Source organism: Streptomyces sp. NBC_00028 (assembly GCF_045041065.1).
GTDB lineage: Bacteria > Actinomycetota > Actinomycetes > Streptomycetales > Streptomycetaceae > Streptomyces.
Genome location: NZ_CP108293.1, coordinates 6,493,998 through 6,513,706, shown reverse-complemented (window position 1 = coordinate 6,513,706; position 19,709 = coordinate 6,493,998). Strand labels below are relative to the sequence as shown.

General features: G+C 72.9%; 14 protein-coding genes and 1 tRNA gene. 5 read left to right on the top strand and 10 right to left on the bottom strand.

Annotation, left to right across the window (positions count from 1 at the left end; translation table 11 throughout):
- The first annotated feature begins 126 nt into the window (after positions 1-126).
- The 3 genes from OG885_RS29295 (at position 127) to OG885_RS29285 (ending at position 7,265) form a co-directional block, all read left to right on the top strand.
- Entirely contained in the window at positions 127-3,381 is a 3,255-nt protein-coding gene (locus OG885_RS29295; protein WP_405736982.1) for an FtsX-like permease family protein, read from the top strand.
- 1 nt (position 3,382) lies between these two features.
- Positions 3,383-6,127, top strand: coding sequence for an ABC transporter permease (locus tag OG885_RS29290; RefSeq protein WP_405736979.1), 2,745 nt, complete (start codon positions 3,383-3,385; stop codon positions 6,125-6,127).
- Between the two features lie 181 nt (positions 6,128-6,308).
- The gene (locus OG885_RS29285) at positions 6,309-7,265 is read left to right on the top strand and encodes an ABC transporter ATP-binding protein (protein WP_405736977.1); all 957 of its coding nucleotides are present in this window, start codon (positions 6,309-6,311) and stop codon (positions 7,263-7,265) included.
- 21 nt (positions 7,266-7,286) lie between these two features.
- Here the strand turns inward: OG885_RS29285 and OG885_RS29280 are convergent, their stop codons facing one another.
- From OG885_RS29280 to OG885_RS29250, 7 genes are all read right to left on the bottom strand, one after another.
- Positions 7,287-7,955, bottom strand: coding sequence for a hypothetical protein (locus OG885_RS29280; protein WP_405736974.1), 669 nt, complete (start codon positions 7,953-7,955; stop codon positions 7,287-7,289).
- Positions 7,952-8,365, bottom strand: coding sequence for an acyl-CoA thioesterase (locus OG885_RS29275; protein ID WP_399956569.1), 414 nt, complete (start codon positions 8,363-8,365; stop codon positions 7,952-7,954). The genes OG885_RS29280 and OG885_RS29275 overlap by 4 nt, the downstream gene beginning before the upstream one ends.
- Before the next feature lie 6 nt (positions 8,366-8,371).
- Positions 8,372-10,036, bottom strand: coding sequence for an energy-dependent translational throttle protein EttA (gene ettA / locus OG885_RS29270; protein ID WP_405736972.1), 1,665 nt, complete (start codon positions 10,034-10,036; stop codon positions 8,372-8,374).
- 236 nt (positions 10,037-10,272) lie between these two features.
- Positions 10,273-11,697: a Cys-Gln thioester bond-forming surface protein gene (locus OG885_RS29265; RefSeq protein ID WP_405736970.1), complete on the bottom strand. Its 1,425-nt coding sequence runs from the start codon at positions 11,695-11,697 to the stop codon at positions 10,273-10,275.
- A 266-nt stretch (positions 11,698-11,963) separates the two neighbouring features.
- Entirely contained in the window at positions 11,964-12,446 is a 483-nt protein-coding gene (locus tag OG885_RS29260) for a single-stranded DNA-binding protein (protein WP_405736968.1), read from the bottom strand.
- A 596-nt stretch (positions 12,447-13,042) separates the two neighbouring features.
- Positions 13,043-15,019 carry a GTP-binding protein gene (locus OG885_RS29255; protein WP_405736966.1) on the bottom strand — a complete coding sequence of 659 codons (1,977 nt, stop codon included), beginning with the start codon at positions 15,017-15,019 and terminating at the stop codon, positions 13,043-13,045.
- A 3-nt stretch (positions 15,020-15,022) separates the two neighbouring features.
- On the bottom strand, positions 15,023-16,630 hold the full coding sequence (locus OG885_RS29250; protein ID WP_405736964.1) for a dynamin family protein: 1,608 nt from the start codon (positions 16,628-16,630) through the stop codon (positions 15,023-15,025).
- Positions 16,631-16,951: 321 nt separating this feature from the next.
- Here OG885_RS29250 and OG885_RS29245 point away from each other — a divergent pair.
- Positions 16,952-17,024: transfer RNA gene (locus tag OG885_RS29245), tRNA-Arg, on the top strand.
- A 39-nt stretch (positions 17,025-17,063) separates the two neighbouring features.
- On the opposite strand, the gene OG885_RS29240 is transcribed toward OG885_RS29245, so the two are convergent.
- Complete coding sequence (locus OG885_RS29240; protein ID WP_405736962.1) at positions 17,064-17,612, bottom strand: DUF2087 domain-containing protein; 549 nt, start codon at positions 17,610-17,612, stop codon at positions 17,064-17,066.
- Positions 17,613-17,799: 187 nt separating this feature from the next.
- Here OG885_RS29240 and OG885_RS29235 point away from each other — a divergent pair, with 187 nt between their 5' ends.
- Positions 17,800-18,081 (top strand): chaplin, encoded by a 282-nt coding sequence (locus tag OG885_RS29235; protein ID WP_399957131.1) that lies wholly within the window; start codon positions 17,800-17,802, stop codon positions 18,079-18,081.
- 72 nt (positions 18,082-18,153) lie between these two features.
- On the opposite strand, the gene OG885_RS29230 is transcribed toward OG885_RS29235, so the two are convergent.
- Together OG885_RS29230 and OG885_RS29225 are read right to left on the bottom strand one after the other, a co-directional pair.
- Positions 18,154-19,020 carry a tyrosinase family protein gene (locus OG885_RS29230; RefSeq protein ID WP_405736958.1) on the bottom strand — a complete coding sequence of 289 codons (867 nt, stop codon included), beginning with the start codon at positions 19,018-19,020 and terminating at the stop codon, positions 18,154-18,156.
- On the bottom strand, positions 19,004-19,564 hold the full coding sequence (locus OG885_RS29225; RefSeq protein WP_405736955.1) for a tyrosinase family oxidase copper chaperone: 561 nt from the start codon (positions 19,562-19,564) through the stop codon (positions 19,004-19,006). Before OG885_RS29225 ends, OG885_RS29230 begins: the two co-directional genes overlap by 17 nt.
- Positions 19,565-19,709 lie beyond the last annotated feature (145 nt).

The following is a 19,709-nucleotide window of genomic DNA, read 5'->3' as shown; positions in this document are numbered from 1 at the left end:
GGTCGTACGACGCCGATTTCCGATCACGATCCGGTCAAGTCCGGCGCACAAACGCTTACCCGCCCCCGCCCTCCTCTGAAAGCATCCCGGGAGGTCTGGACAACACGACGGGGGTCGGGTGACGGGGTGACGGGGTACGGGGGGTTCGCGAAGGCCGGGGGGTTCGCGAGATTCGTTCTTCAGCGGGCGCGGGCACACCGCCCGCTGCTCGCCGCCGCCCTGCTGACGGTCGTGCTGACGACGGCGGTCCTGGCGGCGCTCACCGCGTACTCGGGCGCGATCGGCGACGCGGCCCTGCGCCACTCGCTCGCCGATCCGCGCAACGCCGCCGACACCGCGCTGGTCGTCAAGGCCGACGTCCCGGCCGCGTCCCGTGAGACCGCCGACAGCGCCGTGCGCGCGGGTGCCCGGGAGACCTTCGACGGGCTGCCCGTCACCGTGCGGACGCTGCTGAAGTCGGGCCCGTACGCGCTGCCCCGCGCGCTCCAGCCGCCCGCCGAGCGTTCCGGCGACCCGGATCTCACGCACTTCGCGGCGCTGGACCCGTCCCAGGCGCGGATCACGGACGGCAGGGCCCCGGCCGCCGGCACGACCGAGGTGGCCCTGCCGCAGAGCGCGGCCCGGCTGCTGAAGCTGAAGCCCGGCGCCCGCCTCACTCTCGTGGACCGCCTGGGCGGCCCGAAGGTACGCATCGAGGTCGTCGGCCTCTACCGGCCCGCCCGCGCGGACGCCCCGTACTGGCAGCTCCTGGACGATCTGCACGGCCGCGGCGTCAACAAGCTCGACTTCACGACCTACGGCCCCCTCCTCGCCGCCCCCGACACCCTGACCGGCGGAAAGGTCAGCGCCGGGCCCTCGGCGTGGCTCGCGACGGCCGACTTCTCGTCGGCGACGACCGGCCGGATCGGCGCCCTGCGCGAAGCGGCCCGGGACGGCGGCGCCGCGCTGCGCGGCGAGGCCGCGCTCAGCGGCACCACGGCCGCGCACACCGATCTGCCCACCGTCCTCGACCGCGTCGACCGTTCCCTGCTCGTCTCCCGCTCCACCCTGCTGATCGTCGCGCTCCAGCTCGCGCTCCTCGCGGGCTGTGCGCTGCTGCTGGTGGCCCGGCTGCTGAGCGCCCAACGCACGGGCGAGACCCGGCTGCTCAGGGCCCGCGGCGCCTCCCGGCCGCGGGTCGCGGGGCTGGCCGCGGTGGAGGCGCTGCTGCTGGCCGTGCCCGCGCTGGTGTGCGCGCCGCTGCTGGCGGGACCGCTCACCCGGCTGCTGGCCGGACAGGGCGCGCTGTCCCGGATCGGGCTGCGCCTTGAGGTGCCGGCGGCCGGCTCGTTCGGGGTGTGGCTGGTCGCGGCGGGCGTGGCGCTGGGCTGCGCGCTGGCGGTGACGCTGCCCGCGCTGACCTCGCGGGGGGCCTCGTCCTTCGCGACCGGCCGGGCGCGCGCGTTGCCCGGTGCGGTGCGCACGGGCGCGGACGTGGGGCTGCTGGTGGTGGCCGCGGTCGCGTACTGGCAGCTGGGCCGGCAGACGACGGGCGCGGTCACCGACGACAGCTCCGGCACGCTCGGCGTCGACCCGCTGCTGGTCGCCGCCCCCGCCCTGGCGCTCCTCGCCGGTACGGTCCTCACGCTGCGGCTGCTGCCGCCGCTGGCCCGGCTCGCCGAGCGCCGGGCCGCCGCCGGGCGGGGCATCGCCGTCGCGCTCGCGGGCTGGCAGATCGGGCGGCGTCCGATGCGGGGCGCGGGTCCGGTGCTGCTGCTGGTGCTCGCCGTGGCGCTGGGCATGCTGGCGATCGGGCACGGCGCCTCCTTCGACCGCTCGCAGGACGACCAGGCCGACTTCCGCGCGGGTGTCCCGGTGCGGGTGCTGGCCAACGGCGAGGACGACCTCGGCCGCACCGACGCGTACGCGGCCGTCCCCCATGTCGGCGAGGCCGCTCCCGCCGTCCGCGCGGAACTGCCCCTGTCCGGCGACCGTTCGGCGACCGTGCTGGCCCTGGACACCGCGCACGCGGCGGACACCGCGCTGCTGCGCCGGGACCTGGCGTCCGAGCCGGTACGGCCGCTGCTGGCCGGCCTCGGCCCGAAGGGGGCGTCGGCGGGCGCGGCGATCCCGGCGGGCAGCTCCCTGGTGAAGCTGACGGCGACTCTGCGCGGCGCGGCACAGGGCACGAGCGCCGACGTGACGGTCACCCTGGAGGACCGCTACGGCACTCCCTACCGGCTCCCGGCCGGTTCCCTCACGGCCGACGGCCGCCCGCACACCCTGGAACTGGCGGTTCCCTCGGGCAAGTTGACGCTCACCGACGTACAGCTGGTGCTTCCGGTGCCGCGCGGACGGGCGCAGCAACAGCGCTTCTCACTGGACGCGTTGACGGCCCTCACAGCCCAAGGTGCCGAGCGGCGGATCGAGTTGCCTTCCGCCTGGACGGCCCGCACCGTCAGCGACAACACCTCGGAGTTCCCGGACCGCAGCAACGCCCCCGCCCCGCCCCGCGTGAGCGGGTCGGCCGTGGCCTACGACACCGGTTACGTCCCGCGCGAGGACACCTGGACGCTGGCCTCGCTGACGGTCCGTCTCCAGGCCAGGCAGTCCGCGGCAGCGCAGATCACCGCCGTCGCCACGGACCGCTTCCTCGACTCCTCGGGCGCCCGCACCGGGCAGCGCGTGGACGTGACCTTCGGCGGCCGGTCACTGCCGGTGCGGATCGTCGCCGCGGTCCGGGCGCTGCCGACGACGGGCAGCGACAGCGGCGGTGCGCTGCTGGTCGATCTGCGGTCCGTGAACCGGGTGTTGGAGGCGAAGTACGGCGAGAGCGTCACGCCGACGGAGTGGTGGCTGGAGACGGACCGGCCGTCCTCGGTCGCCGCGGCGCTGCGGGCCCGCCCGGACCTGGACCCCGCGCAGGTCGTCGTACGGGACGAGATCGCCGAGGAGCTGCGCGACGACCCGTTCGGGGCGGGTCCGGAAGCGGCGTTCACCGCGGCGGCCGGGGTGGCGGCGGCGCTGGCCGCGCTCGGCTTCGCGGTCAGCGCGACGGGCTCGCTGCGGGAGCGGGACTCCGAGTTCGCGGTACTGCGCGCCCTGGGCGCCCCACGCCGTCGGCTGGCCCGCACCATCGCCGTCGAGCAGGGCGTCCTGGTGACGCTGGCGCTGATCGTGGGGGCGGCGCTGGGGACGGTCCTGGCCCGGGCGGTGATCCCGCTGGTCCTGCTGACCGGCGACGCGACCCGCCCCGTACCGGAGGTGTTGGTGGAACTGCCGGTGGGACAGGTGGCCCTGCTGCTGGCGGCGGTCGCGGTGACCCCGCTGGCCGTCACCGCCGTACTCGCGCTGCGGCGGGCGAATCCACTGGTGTCCCTGCGGCAACAGGGAGGGGAGTGACATGGCCCCCGCAACCGTCCGCCGGACCTCCGCGGCTGCTCCTCGGACCTCCGTGGTCGCCCCGTGGATCCGCACCCGGCTGCGCACCGCCCCCGGCGCGGCCCTCGCCCTCGCCCTGCTGGTGGCGCTGACCGCGTGCCTCGCCGCGGCCCTGCCCCGGGCCCTGGACCGGTACGCGGACGCGGGCCTGCACGGGGCCGTGGAGCAGGCCGGCGCCGACCGCACCTCGATCCAGCTATACGCCCAGCCCGAGTACGGCATCATCTCCGAGCAGGACCTGCGCCCCGCCACCCTGGGCGCGCAGTACGAGAAGATCCTGGCCACGGTCGAGAAGCCGCTCGTCGTCGACCGCCGGCAGTCGACGTACGGCGTGCGCACCTCCACCAACATGGAGGTGCCCGACCCCTGGCTGCCCCGGCCGACCGGGACGCCCGCGCAGGTCGCCCTGGTCGCCCAGAAGGGCCTCGCCGGCCATGTCCGCTCGGTCGAGGGCCGGCTGCCGCGCGGGCCCGCCGCACCGGCCGACGCGATGACACCCGAGGTGGAGGCCGCGGTCAGCGCCGCGACCGCCAAGTCCCTGCACATCAAGGTCGGTTCGGTCATCCACGTGCCCGGCGAGTCCCGTGCCCCGCTCGCCGTCCGGGTCACCGGCATCGTCACCCCGCGCGAGCCGTCCGGCGCCTTCTGGTCGGCCCAGCCGCTGCTCCACGAGCCCGCCCTGATCCGGATGCCGGGTCCGAGCTCGGACGCCGACAAGTTCTGGCTCGGCGCCCTGCTGCTCGCCCCCGAGTCGGCGCCCGCGATGCTGGGTACCCCCGGAACCCCCTGGCGTTACTGGCAGTTGGCGCCCGCCATGAAGCACCTCCACGCCTACGACGTGGACCGCCTGAAAACCGCCGTGGCCTCCCTGGAGTCCGGCCCGGCCCTCCAGCAGGCCCGCACGATCACCGGCGGCCTCACGGAGACGGACACCGACCTGAGCGAGGTCCTGACCGCGTACTCCCGCCTCCGCGAGGGCGTCTCCCCGCTCGTCGCGGTGGCCGCGGTCGGCGCCGGTACGGTCGCCGCGGTCGTCCTCCTGATGTCGGGCGGCCTCGCTGCCGACCGCCGCCGCACCGAACTCGCCCTGCTGCGCGCCCGGGGCGCGTCCCTGCGCGGCCTGGCCGGCCGCCTCCTCGCCGAGACGGCCACGGTCGCCGTCCCCGCCGGCGCCCTGGGCCTCACGGCCGCCGTACTGGCGCTCCCCGAGGCCAGAACGACGTACGCCGTCGTCGCCGCCACCACCGTCACGGTCGCGGCCTGCGCCGCGCTCCCGCTGCGCGCGGCGGTGGCGCACCGGGCCGTCCGGCTGCACACCGGCCGCGAGGACGTGGCGAGACTACGACCCACGCGGCGCCGCACGGTGGCGGAGCTGACCCTCCTCGCGCTGGCCCTGGCGGCGGTGGAGACCCTGCGCAGAAGGGGCTCGTCCGGCGACGAACTGGCCTATGTGGCACCGGCGTTGACGGGGATGATCGCGGCCCTGGTCCTGGTCCGCCTCTACCCGTTCCCGCTGCGCGGCCTGGCCCGCCCGGCCGGCCGGCTCCGCGGCGCCGTCGCCCATCTGTCCCTGGCCCGCGCGGGCCGCACGTCCGCCTCTGCGGTCCTGCCCCTGCTGGCCCTGCTCACGGCCCTGACGACGGCGGCCTTCGGCGGCTCGGTCCTCACGGGCGTGACCGAGGCCCGTGCCGAAGCGGCCCTGCTCGCGGTGGGCGCGGACGCCCGCGTCGACGCCGACGGCCCCCTGCCCACGGGCCTGGCGGCTCGACTCCGCCACCAACCGGGGGTGGACGGCCTGACCGAGGTGAGCATCGCGTACCAGGCGAAGCCGACGGACGGCAGGGTGTCGGTTCCGCTGGTGGGCGTGGAGCCGGGCGGATACGCGGAGTTGACGGCGGGGACAGGCCTGGGTGCTTACGCCGGGACTGAGTTGGCGGACACCGGTGGCGTCCTCCCGGCCCTGGCGTCCCCCTCCGTCGCGAAGGCGTACGGCACCCGTCCCTTCCCCGTCCTCCTGGAGGACGGCACGACGACGATCACCGTCCGCATCACGCTCGTACGGGACCGGACCCCGGCGGTGAACGGCACGGAGTTCCTGGTCGTCGACCGGGCGGGCCTGAGCGGCCCGACGGCCCGCCCGACCTCGCTCCTGTTGACAGGCACGGGGATGTCCGGCGCGAAGCTGCGCAAGGCGGTGGGCGACGCGGGCCACGTCCGGACGCGGTCCGAGGAACGGTCGCACTATGTGAACTCCCCGCTCCAGTCGGGCGCCGAGGACATCTATACGGCAGCGGTGGCGGCGGGCGCCGGCTACGCCGTCCTCGCCCTCCTCCTCTCCCTGCTCCGCGCCGCCCCCGAACGCATCGCCCTGCTGGCCCGCCTCCGCACCATGGGCCTCACCCGCGCACAGGGCCGCCGCCTCCTGATCCTGGAGTCCCTGCCCCAGGCGACCCTGGCGGCAGCCGGCGGCATCCTCACCGGCTGGGCAACGGTCCACCTCCTCTCCCCCGGCATCGACCTGACCACCATCGCCCTGGCGACAGCCCCCTCCTCCGGCGGCACCGCAGAACTGCGCACGTCCCCCCTGTCCTTGGCGATCCCGGCCCTCGCGGTGGTACTGGTGACGGTGGGGGTGGCGGGGGTGCAGGCGTGGTGGTCGGGGAGACGGGGGTCGGTGCTTGAGTTGAGAGCGGGCGACGCACGATGACCGGTCACAGCAACGCCCTAAAGGGGCGCGGGGAACTGCGCGACCAGCCCCAACGGCGCCGCAGCCGAACAACGACGCCACACGCCCCTTCCCGCGGAGCGCTGCGCACCCCGCCAGCGCGGGCAAGCGAAACCCCGCCTACCCCAGCCCCCACTCAGGCCAGCGACAAACGGAGGCCCCAGTGACCACCAACCCCACCCTCGCCGACCTGACCACCAAGGCGACCGCGGCCCGCAACACCCCCACCTACGGCCACGACGCCCTCATCACCTGCGACCGCCTGGTCCGCATCTTCACCACGGACGGCATCGAGGTCCAGGCCCTCCAGGGCCTCGACCTCCTCGTCCGCGAGGGCGAACTCATGGCCCTCGTCGGCGCGTCCGGCAGCGGCAAGTCCACCCTCATGAACATCCTCGCCGGCCTGGACACCCCCACCGCGGGAGCGGCCCGCGTCGCCGGTCACGACCTGCTCACCATGACCGCCAAGGACCGCCTCGCCTACCGCCGCAAAACCGTCGGCTTCGTCTGGCAGCAGACCTCCCGCAACCTACTCCCCTACCTCAACGCGGCCCAGAACATCACGCTCCCGATGCAGCTCTCCGCCACCCGCACCACCCGCAAGGCCAAATCCGAACGCGCCCTGGAACTCCTGGAGTTGCTGGACATCGCGGACTGCCGGGACCGCCACCCCCACCAGATGTCAGGCGGCCAGCAACAACGCGTGGCCATAGCGGTCGCCCTCGCCAACGCCCCCGCGGTCCTCCTCGCCGACGAACCCACCGGCGAACTCGACTCCCAGACCGCGGAACAGATCTTCGCCGCGTTCCGTACGGCGAACGAACAGCTCGGCACCACCATCGTGATCGTCACCCACGACCAGGCCGTGGCCGGCGAGGTCCGCCGCACGGTCGCCATCCGGGACGGCCGTACTTCCACCGAGGTCCTGCGCCGCAGCGAGGTCGACGCCACGACCGGCCACGAGACGGTCGTGGCCCGCGAATACGCCATGCTCGACCGCGCCGGCCGCCTCCAGCTCCCCGCCGAGTACACCGAGGCCCTCGGCATGCGCGACCGCGTGGCCCTGGAACTGGAGCCCGACCACATCGGCGTATGGCCGGACGACAGCGACCCCCACTGACCCAGACGCAGAGGCGCGCGCTCAGCGCACGCTGACGTCCAACGCCCCAAGTCCCGCCCGTCGTACGGCGATCGACCCGTACGGCGTACGCAACCGCAGCCAGGCACCGGACGAGAACAGCGCCAACTCCCCACCGGGGCGCAGAAATCCGAGCGACTGTGCCGCATGCACGGCCCGCACCGGCAGCTGCGTCTCCCCGACCGTCCGGGACCAGATCTCCCGCCCGATCCGGTCGAGTTCCGCACGCGTACGGCTCTCGGGCGCCAACTCCCCGGTACGGGACCGGAATTCGGCGACCCCGGCGCCCACCATGGCCCGCAGGGCATCGGGCGCGGGCAGCCCCGCGACCGGCTGCCATCCGCCACGCGGCGGCAGCACCCCCGCCCACGGCGGCCCGGTGACCGCCGCGGGCACCCCGGCCGTGGCGGCGTCCTCGACGACGGATTCCAACAACTCCCCGGCGGACACCGTCACGTCGAGCGTGACGTCGAGCCCGTTCTCATAGGGCTTGGCGAGCCGGACCGCGCGGATCGCCAGTACCTCGAAGGACGGCGGCCGCCCGAACACGGCGAGCGCGGTCCCGGCGGCCTGGAGCCGCACGGCGGCCCCGCGGTCGTAGTGGAGCAGACGGGAGAGGAAGGCCGCGAGATCCGCCGCCTCCCCCTCGTCGGCCAGGTGGAGCACCGTCATGCGGCGACGGCCTCCTCCTCGTCGTCGTCCCGGTACTCCTCCAGGAACTCGCGTTCCTCGGAGGTGATCCGGCGCGGCCGCTGGGCCTCGAAGTCGAACGGCACTATGACCGTCGAGGCCCGCACATACACAAGATCCTCGTCCTTCACCTCGTACGCGATGGTGAAGGACGCCGCCCTGATCTCCGTGACCCACAGCTCGATGTCCACGGGCGTGTGCCGGTGGACGAGCTGGCGCTTGTAGTCGATCTCATGGCGCGCCACCACGGACCCCTGCTTGAAGTCCTTCTCCGGGCGGAACAGGAAGTCGATACGGGCTTCCTCCAGATACCGGAGGAAGACCACGTTGTTGACGTGGCCGTACGCGTCCATGTCCGCCCAGCGCAGTGGGCAGTGGTAGATGTGCCGCAAGACCGATCAGCCCCGGGTCAGCTTCTTGTAGGTGGCGCGGTGCGGGCGCGCGGCGTCCGGGCCCAGCCGCTCGATCTTGTTCTTCTCGTACGACTCGAAGTTGCCCTCGAACCAGAACCACTTGGAGTCGCCCTCGTAGGCGAGGATGTGCGTGGCCACCCGGTCCAGGAACCAGCGGTCGTGGGAGACGACCACGGCCGCGCCGGGGAACTCGAGCAGCGCGTTCTCCAGCGAGCCGAGGGTCTCGACGTCGAGGTCGTTGGTCGGCTCGTCGAGGAGCAGCAGGTTGCCGCCCTGCTTGAGGGTGAGCGCGAGGTTGAGGCGGTTGCGCTCACCACCGGAAAGCACACCGGCGGGCTTCTGCTGGTCGGGCCCCTTGAAGCCGAAGGCGGACACGTACGCCCGGCTCGGCATCTCGACCTGCCCGACATTGATGTAGTCGAGCTCGTCGCTGACCACGGCCCAGAGGGTCTTCTTCGGGTCGATGTTCTCGCGGCTCTGGTCGACGTACGAGATCTTGACGGTCTCGCCGACCTTGATGGAGCCGGAGTCCGGGGTCTCCAGACCCTGGATCATCTTGAAGAGCGTGGTCTTGCCGGCGCCGTTGGGGCCGATGACACCGACGATGCCGTTGCGCGGCAGCGTGAAGCTCAGGTCGTCGATGAGGAGCTTGTCGCCGAAGCCCTTGCTGAGGTTGTTCACCTCGACGACGATGCTGCCCAGACGGGGGCCCGGCGGGATCTGGATCTCCTCGAAGTCCAGCTTCCGCATCTTGTCGGCCTCGGCGGCCATCTCCTCGTAGCGCGCGAGACGCGCCTTGGACTTGGCCTGACGCCCCTTGGCGTTGGACCGCACCCACTCGAGTTCTTCCTTGAGCCGCTTCGCCCGCTTGGCGTCCTTGGCCCCCTCGACCTTGAGACGCGTCTGCTTGGTCTCGAGGTACTTGGAGTAGTTGCCCTCGTAGCCGTGCAGGCGGCCGCGGTCGACCTCGCAGATCCAGCCGGCCACGTTGTCCAGGAAGTACCGGTCGTGGGTCACGGCGACGATGGTGCCGTCGTACTTGGCGAGGTGCTGCTCCAGCCAGTTCACCGACTCGGCGTCGAGGTGGTTGGTGGGCTCGTCGAGCAGCAGCAGGTCGGGGGCCTCCAGCAGCAGCTTGCAGAGCGCGACGCGGCGCCGCTCACCACCGGAGAGGTTGGTGACCGGCCAGTCGCCGGGCGGGCACCCGAGCGCGTCCATGGCCTGCTCCAGCTGGGCGTCGAGGTCCCACGCGTTGGCGTGGTCGAGCTCCTCCTGCAGCTTGCCCATCTCGTCGAGCAGCGCGTCGGAGTAGTCGGTCGCCATGAGCTCGGCGATCTCGTTGAACCGGTCGAGCTTGCCCTTGATCGCGCCCACGCCCTCCTGGACGTTCTCCAGGACGGTCTTGTCCTCGGTGAGCGGCGGCTCCTGCAGCAGGATGCCGACGGTGTACCCCGGCGACAGGAACGCGTCACCGTTCGAGGGCTGCTCCAGCCCCGCCATGATCTTCAGAATGGTCGACTTACCGGCACCGTTCGGGCCGACCACACCGATCTTCGCGCCGGGCAGGAAGTTCAGCGATACGTCGTCAAGGATGACCTTGTCGCCGATTGCCTTGCGCGTCTTGCGCATGGTGTAGATGTACTCAGCCAAGAGAAACCGTCCGGCAGCTTGAAATCTGGCAGTGGGCAGATACACCCCATCTTGCCTGAGGTCCACCCTCGGGTGGTAACCCGTCTGGTCGGGGGGCTGTGACCTGGGGTTTCCTCGCGCCTACGGTCGCCGGTATGCCGACGGGTCGACGCCCACATGCTCCGACGGTACGAGCCGAGGTGCCGTACGGCTCACGGCACCCTCCGGCTTCGCTCAGCCCCGCGCCCCCGCCCCGCTCAGCCCTGCGGCTTCCGGCGCTGTACCAGGACCAGCGCCGCCCCGCCGATCACCACCAGTGCCACCGCGACGCCCGTGATCACCGGGGTGACGCTCGACGCGCCGGTCTCGGCGAGGTTGGTGCCGGTGGCGGAGGCGCCGCCGACGGTCGCCGGGCTCGGTTCGCTGAGGGTCTGGGTGCTGTCGCCGCCGGTCTCGTTGCCCTGGGTCTGGCAGTCGAGGACGCCGGTGAAGCGCTTCTCGAGGCCGCCGGGGCCGGTGATCGTGAAGTCGTACGCCTGGTCCTCCTGGAGCGGAACCGTCACCGTCTGCGACGCCCCCGCCGGGATGCTGTGCTCGACCCCCAGCAGCTCGAAGGTGAACGGCTCGTCGCCCTCGTTGGCCGCGGTGACGTCGATGCCGCCCTCGGCGCAGTTCTTCGCCGCGGAGAGGGCCGGTATCGCACCCTTGTCGGCCCAGGTCGCACTCGCCGTCGCCGACACCGTCGACTCGCTGGAACCGGCCAGGATCTGCGTCTGGCTCCTGCTCTCGGAGGTGAAGGCGCGGCCCACCGGCACGGTCGTGGAGGCCTGCACGGTCAGCTCCGCCGTGCCCGTCGCCGCGTCCTCGGGGACCTCGAAGAAGATCTGGCTGCCGTTCTTCGCCGAGGTGAGGTCCATCCCGTTCTTGCCGACGATCCGCACCCCGCTGGTGGCGGCGTCCGCCGGTGGCGTCACCGTCACGCTGTCCGCGTCGGTGCGCACCGTCACCGGGCCGAGCAGCCCGCCGGAGCGTCCGGAGACCGCGGCCGGCGACAGCGTCAGCGAGGCCTGGGGCTCCGCCAGCGACCGAGCGCTGTCGTGGAGATAGTCGGCGAGCTTCTCGGCCTGCGGGTCGGCGGCGTCGACATCGGCGCCGTCCGAGTAGCGCCAGATGGCGACCTGCGTGCCCGCCGCCGCGTCCTGCTCGGTGAGGCCGCCGGCGACGCCCGCCTTCTCGGCGAGCGCCGCGAGGTCGTTCACCTGCGGGTAGGAGTTCTGCAGGATCCAGCGGATCTTGCCAGCGTCCTTGTTGGCGCCCAGCGAGGTGCCGCTCCAGGGCGTCTCGTGGTACTTGGCTTCCCGCTGGGTCGGGTTGTAGAGGTCGACGCAATAGGTCTGGAGCATGCCGCCGCCCTCGACGGCCATCTCGAAGAGACCGGCCGAGACCTCCAGGTCCCCGGAGTCGTCGTGTATGACGGCCGTGCCGTAGGTCTTCAGGCCGCCTATGGTGGCGGTCGCCCCGCCCTGGATCTGCGCCGTCCCGTCACCGGCCACGGCCGTGCCGGCACCGGCCAGCACCCCGGCCGCGACCAGCCCGGACACCAGCGTCCCGGCGACGAACCGGGCCACCCCTCGGCCGCGAGCCGGCCGTCGCGTCCTGGGCGCAGTGAGCGAAGAAAACACAGAATTCCCCTTCAGGCAGGACCCGTTGACGTGGGGGGAACGGTCCCACCAGCAGAATCAGAAGCCCCGAGAGCCACGTTCGGCATCCTAAGGAAGCGCCGCACCACGGTTCCCGGTGATGCCGTCGCACGGCCGATCCGACTCGGAATCGTTATCGCCAAGATCACTCGCGAGCAGGGCTTATCGACAAATCCACCGGGGTCGTTCGGGGCGCATTTGCCGATAAGCCGCAGTTCGGTACGGCGGCGCGCTCAGCTCCGCTGACGTCATGTCACCGCGACCGGCTCCGCCCCCTGTTGAACAGCACCGTCACCGACAGGCGTCTCCCAGTCCGGCTCCGCCTGCCCGGCCCCGCCCGGCGCGTCCGCCGCCCCCACCACCCCCGAGTCCGGTTTCTGCGCCCGTCGGAACATCGCCGTCCCCCGCGCCAGGTCGTGCCCGATCGCCACCGCGTCGATGTCGGCCGAGGTCCAGTTCTGCCCCTCGCGCACGTCCGACCGCACCTTCAGCCTGCCCTGGACCACCACCGGATCGCCCACGTTCAGCGACGCCGCCGCGTTCGTGGCGAGCTGCCGATTGGCCCACACCGTGAAGAAGTTGGTGTGCCCGTCCGTCCAGGTGCTCTTCTCGCGGTCCCAGTAGCGCTGCGTCACCGCCAGCCGGAACCGCGCCGACGGCCCGGCCGCCAGCTCCCGGTACACCGGCTGCGTCGCCACGTTCCCCACCACACACACGATCGTCTCGTTCATCGCGAATCCCTCCCTCGCCCGGCCATCCACGCCGGACGGACAGCGGACACGCGCACGGGCCCGTCCCGTACGGCTGCGTCCGTCCTTGCCGCGCCGACCGCGTACGCCGCGATCACCGCGGAGCCAGACTGCCTCCGCCGAGCGGATCCCGCCGAGCCCTGTGGACCCCCACCCCACCTGTGGAAAACCCCACCACCGAAACGAGCGACACACCGGCCAAGGAGCGGGGCCATCGGGCCCCTTCCGCGGCCACTTCACCCCTGCCAAGCTCACCCCGCCCTGCCGGATCCACCGCACCCCGCCAGGCTCACCGCACACCCGCCGAGGTCACCGCAGCCCCTGCCGGGACCACCCCACTCCCGCTGGGGCCACCCCACCCGCCGGGCCACCGCACCCCCACCGAGGCCACCCCACCCCTACCGGGGCCACGTCAACCCCACCGAGGCAACCCGACCCCCGCTGAGGCCACCGCACCCCACCGGGGCCACCGCACTCCAGCCGGAGCCATCCCACCCCCACCGAGCTCACCCCACGCCTACCGGGACCACCCCACCCCCGCCGAGGCCACCCCACCCCCACCGAGGCCCCCACCCAACTCACCCCACCCCCGCCTCCACCCCCAACACCCTCCCGTACTGCTCCCGAACCTCCCGGTACCGCAGCAACTCCGCCGCCACCGGATCCAGCACCCGGGCCCGCCCGCACCCCGCCGCCGCCTCCCTGAGCCGCCGCTCCGCATCCATGCCGTACCGCCGCGCAGGCCCCCGCGCCGCCATCCGGCAACTCCACTCCACCAAGGGGCCGCCGATGATCCCGGCCACCATCAACAGCACCGGCACCCCGAGGTTCGGTGCCATGAAGCCGACGATCTGCCCGACCAGCCACAGCCCGCCGACGACCTGAAGCAGCGTCATGGACGCCTGCGCGAACACCGCCGCCGGCCACCACCCCGGCCGCGGTGGCCGCCCCGGCGGCAGTCCGGCCCGGGCCGCGAGCTCGTCCAGCGCCTCGGGCAACCCCTGCGAACCCCGTACGGCCGCTTCCCGCACCGCCTGCGCCCACGCCGCCGGCAGCCCCGCCGAGGCCCGGTCGGCGACCGTCCGCACCGCCTGCTCGACGCGCTGCCGGGCGGTGGCCTCCTCCTCGGCCTGGGCCCGCGAGGGGAACCGTCCGGTGGTCGGTTCGAGCCGGTCCTGGTACCACCGCCACAGCCGCAGCCACGGCGTCCCGCACGCACGGTTGGCGTTGCGCAGCCACGCCCGCTCGGCCGCCTCGCCCGCCGCCGTGGCGCCGACCGCGTCGGCCAGCCGCAGAGCGAACTCGTCCCGCGCCTCCTCGCTCAGCCCGGTCCGTCGCCCGGTCGCGTACACCGGCCGCAGCCCCCACGCGGCGGCGTCGACATCGGCCGAGATCCGCCGCGCCGGCGCCCCGCGCTCGGCCACGAACTGTCCGAGCGCCTCCCGCAGTTCCCCCATGCCGTCGCCGGTGAGCGCGGACAGCGCGAGCACGGTCGCCCCCGGCTCGCCGTACTCCCCGAGGGCGATCCCGTCCTCGTCGAGCAGCCGCCGCAGATCGTCGAGGACCTGCTCGGTGGCCTCGCCGGGCAGCCGGTCGATCTGGTTGAGGACGACGAACATGACCTCCGCGTGCCCGGCCATCGGCCGCAGGTAGCGCTCGTGCAGCATCGCGTCCGCGTACTTCTCGGGATCGACGACCCAGATGACGGCGTCGACGAGCGCGAGAACGCGGTCGACCTGCTCGCGGTGCGCCACGGCCGCGGAGTCGTGGTCGGGCAGGTCGACGAGCACCAGCCCGCGCAACTGCGCCTCCGCCTCGGCGCTCTGCAGGGGCCGCCGCCGCAGCCGGGGCGGGATGCCGAGCCGCTCGATGAGCGAGGCCGACCCGTCGCTCCAACTGCACGCGATGGGCGCGGCGGTGGTGGGTCGTCGTACGCCCGTCTCCGAGATCGTCACTCCGGCCAGCGCGTTGAACAGCTGTGACTTGCCGCTGCCGGTCGCGCCCGCGATGGCGACGACGGTGTGCTGCCCGGACAGCCTGCGCCGCGCGGCCGCCTCGTCGAGCACCCGACCCGCCTCCGCGAGCGTCCGGCTGTCGAGCCGGGTCCGGGAGAGCCCCACGAGTTCACGCAGCGCGTCGAGACGCGACCGCAGCGACCCGTCGTACGCCAAGGGAGCGGCAACCGGAGCCCCGGCGCCCCGCGCCTCCACTACGGCGACCGGCTCACCACCACCGGCGGTCTCGTTCACCCGCCGCGCGATCAGCCCGTCGTCCCAGGCACCGGCGGAGTCGGAGCGATCGGCGGAATCCGCCCGACTGGCAGAGCCGGCAGCCTCCGTACGGGCCGCCCCCTTCACCACCTCCTCAGGCTCCGCTGCTTCCACCACGTCATCCACCTCTACGGCGTCCAGGGCATCGCCCTCCACCGGCGCACCGCCCCCGTCCCCGTCCCCGGTCTCCTCCGCGTGATCGCCGTGATCGCTGTGGTCGCTGTGGTCGTCGTGATCCGTGTGATCGGTGTGATCGGTGTGGTCCTGGTCAGTGACGGCGGTCACCGGTCACCTCTCCTTCTGCAGTACGGACAGCGCGGCAATGAGTTCGGCCTGGGGCTCGGGATGGACGTCGAGCGCGTCGAGCGGCGCGAGCCGGCGCTCCCGCTCGGCGTGCACGACCCGGTCCAGGTGCTCGGTGAGCAGTCGCCCCGCCCGGTCGCGCAGCCGCAGCGCGCCATGGGCGCCGAGGCGCTCGGCGAGGCCTTCGCCGGCGGACCGCGCGCGCCGGCCGCCGAGCAGGGCGGTGGCGACGAGGGCGGCGATCACCTCGGGGTCGGGCGCGACGCTGCGGTCGAGGTTGCGGACCTCGTCCTCGGCGTACTCCTCGAGTTCGCGCCGCCACCGTCGTACGGCGAGCCCGATCCGGTGCTCGGGGCTCTCCAACGCCGGATCGCGGCCGGTGAGTTCCGGGGCGCCTGCCGCGGGTTCGCGCCGCCAGGCCTCGTCGACGCGCTCGTCGGCGGCGGCGACGGAGCACAGCAGGAGCGCGGCGAGGCTCTCCACGAGTGCGTCGAGGAGTTCCGCGGCGGAGCAGTCCAGCGGGAAGGCGCGCCACCGCTTCAACGCGTCCCCGGCGAGCACGGCACCCGCCTGCAACCGGCCCCGCACGCGCGTGTGCTCGCTGTCGTACGCCCCGTCGACGGCGGCGGTGAGCCGCAGCGCTGCGGCGTACTGGGCGGCGGCGGCACCGGCCAGTTCGGGCATACGGGCCTTGAGGGAGTCGAGGACGCCGTGCGCGGTGCGGGCGAGGGCCTGTTGGCGGGCGGCGGGGTCCTGGGTCCGGTGCACGAGCCAGGTCCTGAGGGACGCCACCGCGGTGGTCGGAAGCAGCCCACCGCCCCAGGCGGACTCGGGCAGTTCGGGCACGGTGAAGCGCGGTACGTCGCCGAGGCCCGCCTTGGTGAGCAGGGCCGCGTACTGTCTCGACACCTCGGAGACGACCTGGTGGGGCACCCGGTCGAGGACGGTGACGAGGCTGGCGTCGTACTCCTTGGCGGTGCGCAGCAGATGCCAGGGGACGGCGTCGGCGTACCGCGCGGCGGTGGTCACCATGATCCAGATGTCGGCCGCGCAGATGAGTTCGGCGGCCAGGGTGCGGTTGTCGGCGACGAGGGAGTCCACGTCGGGGGCGTCGAGGAGGGCGAGGCCGGGCGGGAGGGTGTCGGCGGTCTCGACGCGCAGCACGCGCGCGTGGTTCTCGCCGGGCAGCAACAGGTCGTCGCCGCCGTCCTGCTGGGGCACCCACACGCGCGTGAGGTCGGGCAGCACCCGCATGCCGCTGAACCAGTGATGATCCTCCGGATGGCAGACCAGCACCGGGGTGCGGGTGGTCGGTCGCAGTACGCCCGCCTCGCTGACCCGGCGTCCCACAAGGGAGTTGACGAGGGTCGACTTGCCGGCGCCGGTCGAACCCCCGACCACAGCCAGCAGGGGCGCTTCGGGTTGCCGCAGGCGGGGCACCAGGTAGTCGTCGAGCTGGGCGAGCAGTTCGTCGCGGTTGGCACGCGCGCGTGGAGCCCCTGGGAGGGGCAGCGGGAAGCGTGCGGCGGCGACACGGTCGCGCAGGGCGGAGAGTGCGTCGAGCAGCTGAGGCCGTACGTCCAAGGTCACCACATGCGAAGAATGCCCAATTTTAGGGGATTTCTGAAGCATATGAGCATGTCTGCGCGCCGACAGAACACAAGGGACGGAAGGGGCGACCGGGACAACGGCATAGTCCAGGCATAACGAGTACACAACACCCGTGGCGTGAGACGCCAAAAGCGATGCACGATTCGTACCTGCCTGCGATTATCAGGACCGCTTCACCGAACCTCCACATTGAGCCACGGAGGCGAAGCAACAGGGACAAGGACCCGGGAGCCCTATCCTTGTCCCCGGCAACGTCACGGAACAGCCCACACCCGGGCACCAGACACGAGGCCACCACACCCGGCCCCCGTAGCTCAGTGGATAGAGCAGGCGCCTTCTAAGCGCTTGGCCGCAGGTTCGAGTCCTGCCGGGGGCGCCCTTCCTCGTCGTACGGGGCCTCGTCGCACCGAGGTGTTCAGGCCACCCGCCGATAGATCCCCGCGCTCCGCCGCAGATGCTCCAGGTCCACCAGATAGCGCCTGAGCGTCACATGGTCGATGTCGCCGTCCTCGCACCAGCCGCGCAGCTTCTCGTCGACCGTCCGTTCCGGGTACTCGACGCCCGGCTCGAAGGTCTGCTCGGCGATGTACCTCAGCACCAGCTTCTTGCGGCTCCACTGCGCGGGCAGCCGCACCAGCCGCCGCCCGTCCCGGACGAAGGTCCGCAGGACCAGGTCGGTGTCGGCGTCTCCCGACCCGGGGTTCCCGGCGTCCTGCGCCGCCCCCTCCCGGCCCGCGCGCGCCTCCTGCCGGAACAGCTCGTAGGCGACGGCGAGGCCACTTCCGCCCTCGGCCGTCACCACCCCCTGCTCCCGCAGCTTCAGCAGTGCCAGGGCCGTCTCCTTCGCGGGCACCCCGGCCGCCCGGGCGACCTCCTCCGGGGTGCCGGCCCCCAGGGCGACCGCGGCGAAGACCCGCACCCGGTTCTCGTCGGTGAACAAACGGATGAGTCGGTCGGTAGCCATGCCCGGAGAGGCTAGTGGCATCCCCACACCCCGGCTAAGCAATTTTCCACCCCCGCCGGGTGTCCCCCTCTTCAAAAAGGGTGATCCGCACATGATCGCCGTTACCAGCCGTGAGCGGCGGCGTTGAAGGGGAAGTGCGGTGGCGCGTCCTGTCGCCGCGCGGTCATCGATCCAAAAGGAGAACGTGATGTCTCGCATCGCGAAGGCTGCCGGAGTCGCCCTCGGCGCCGGTGCCATGGCGCTCGGCGGCGCCGGTCTGGCCATGGCGGACGCGGGCGCCCAGGGTGAGGCCGTTGGCTCGCCCGGCGTCCTGTCCGGCAACCTCGTCCAGGTCCCGGTCCACGTTCCGGTCAACGTGTGCGGCAACACCGCCAACCTGATCGGTCTGCTGAACCCGGCGTTCGGCAACACGTGCGCCAACATCAGCGACGGTATCGACGACAAGGGCGGCTACGGCTACGGCGACTGACCTCCCGTCAGTCCCGAAGAGCCCCGGCACTCCGAGCGCCGGGGCTCTTCCCTTGCCCGCCCCGGGAAGGCGTCACGCGTACCGGTAGATCCCGCTGACGTCCTCCAGCGAGTCCGGCGTCACGCCCCACGGCGGCAGCTTCTCGTGCCGCGCCACGATCCGCCGGTACTGCGCGCTGCCCGGCGCGGCCGGCTTCGCGGGCAGATAGCGGGCGCCGCCGTGCCGACGCTGCCAGCGGTACCACTGAAGGTCGACGAAGGCGTGGTGCATCCAGAAGACCGGGTCGTTGACGGACGCGCCACCGACCATGGCACCGCCGACCCAGCGGTGCACCCGGTTGTGATTGCGCCAGGCGACGGAGCCGCGTCCGCTCCCCCACCCCTCCAGCCGGTTGCGGAACCCCTTCGCCGACGTCGAGTTCCAGGGCGAGACGTCGTAGACCGGGTCGGCGAGCGCCGACTCCAGCTCGGCCTTGGTCGGCAGTTCGATCGGGTCGCGGACGCGTCCGAGGTCGCGGGTGAGGAACTCCCCGTCGGTGACGCCCACCTTGAGCGTCCAGTTGCCCGACGCGTAGGCGAACGGCCCGGTCGTCACCTGCCGGTCCGAACGCCGTCCGGTGCCGCCGAGCAGGTCCTTGGTCCAGGGCGTCGCGCCGGCCTTGCGGTCCTTGGTCCAGTCCCAGTACGGCACGGTCACCGACGCGTCGACCCGGCGCAGCGCCCGCTCCAGGTCCAGCAGGAACCTGCGGTGCCAGGGCAGGAACGAGGGCGCCATGTGAGCCGTACGGAGTCCGCCGTCACCGTCGCTGACGTAGTAGTCGATGTGTGTCCGGACGAACTCGTCGTACTCACCACGCCGTTTGATCTCCAGCATCGCCTTCACGAAGCGCCGCTTCTCCGCGCTCGTGAGCGTGCTCGCGTCCTTACGGACGTACACCATGTTGTCCCCCCATGTCTTCCATGCTTCCCGTGTGCCCCATGCGCCCCATGTGCGTCTCGCGCAGCTGCTGCCCCGGCCCCAGTTCGTCGACGGCGGCGCGAGCGGCTTCGAGGGGGGTCTCGTACGACCGGTAGTGGTCGACCATGCTCAGCCAGGTGCCGTCGGCGCGGCGCATGAGTTCCAGCTGGCGGCCGTCGACGGTGACGTGCCAGGAGTCGGCGCCGAAGGTGCGGCCCGCCGAGGTCTTGATGCCGCGGATGTGGCGGCCTCGGTAGGTCTCGTCGAAGGCGATCTCGCCGGGGTTGTCCGCGCTGTGCGGCGGCCGGGAGGCGGCGACGAGCGGCGCGAGCGCCAGCGCCCCCGCCGCGGCGAACAGCCCGCGCAGGACGTCCCGTCGGCCACCACCCCGTACGGCGTCCCGTACGGCGTCCGGCACCGGGCCGGGTCTGGCCTGTCCGCCCGCCACGGGATCGGCCCCGACGGCCACACCACTCGCCACCGCGCCCGCCACGCCCCCGGCCACTCCGCCGACACTGACGACCATCCTGTGCTCCTCCCGGTTGGGTTGATCCGTAGCGGTAACCGCGAAGGAGCCCGCACGGTCACCGTCCGGTGGTCCGGACGGAGCCGTACGGGCTCCATGGGAGGGCGGATCTCCGCGCCAGAGTGCGGGGCTACGGGTGCCGGGC

What these genes read in the sequence shown, in the direction of transcription:
- OG885_RS29240 (WP_405736962.1), bottom strand. Translation starts at nt 17,612, where the DNA reads ATGGCTACCGACCGACTCATCCGTTTGTTCACCGACGAGAACCGGGTG.
- OG885_RS29280 (WP_405736974.1), bottom strand. Translation starts at nt 7,955, where the DNA reads ATGACGGTGCTCCACCTGGCCGACGAGGGGGAGGCGGCGGATCTCGCG.
- OG885_RS29230 (WP_405736958.1), bottom strand. Translation starts at nt 19,020, where the DNA reads ATGGTGTACGTCCGTAAGGACGCGAGCACGCTCACGAGCGCGGAGAAG.
- OG885_RS29260 (WP_405736968.1), bottom strand. Translation starts at nt 12,446, where the DNA reads ATGAACGAGACGATCGTGTGTGTGGTGGGGAACGTGGCGACGCAGCCG.
- OG885_RS29235 (WP_399957131.1), top strand. Translation starts at nt 17,800, where the DNA reads ATGTCTCGCATCGCGAAGGCTGCCGGAGTCGCCCTCGGCGCCGGTGCC.
- OG885_RS29290 (WP_405736979.1), top strand. Translation starts at nt 3,383, where the DNA reads ATGGCCCCCGCAACCGTCCGCCGGACCTCCGCGGCTGCTCCTCGGACC.
- OG885_RS29225 (WP_405736955.1), bottom strand. Translation starts at nt 19,564, where the DNA reads ATGGTCGTCAGTGTCGGCGGAGTGGCCGGGGGCGTGGCGGGCGCGGTG.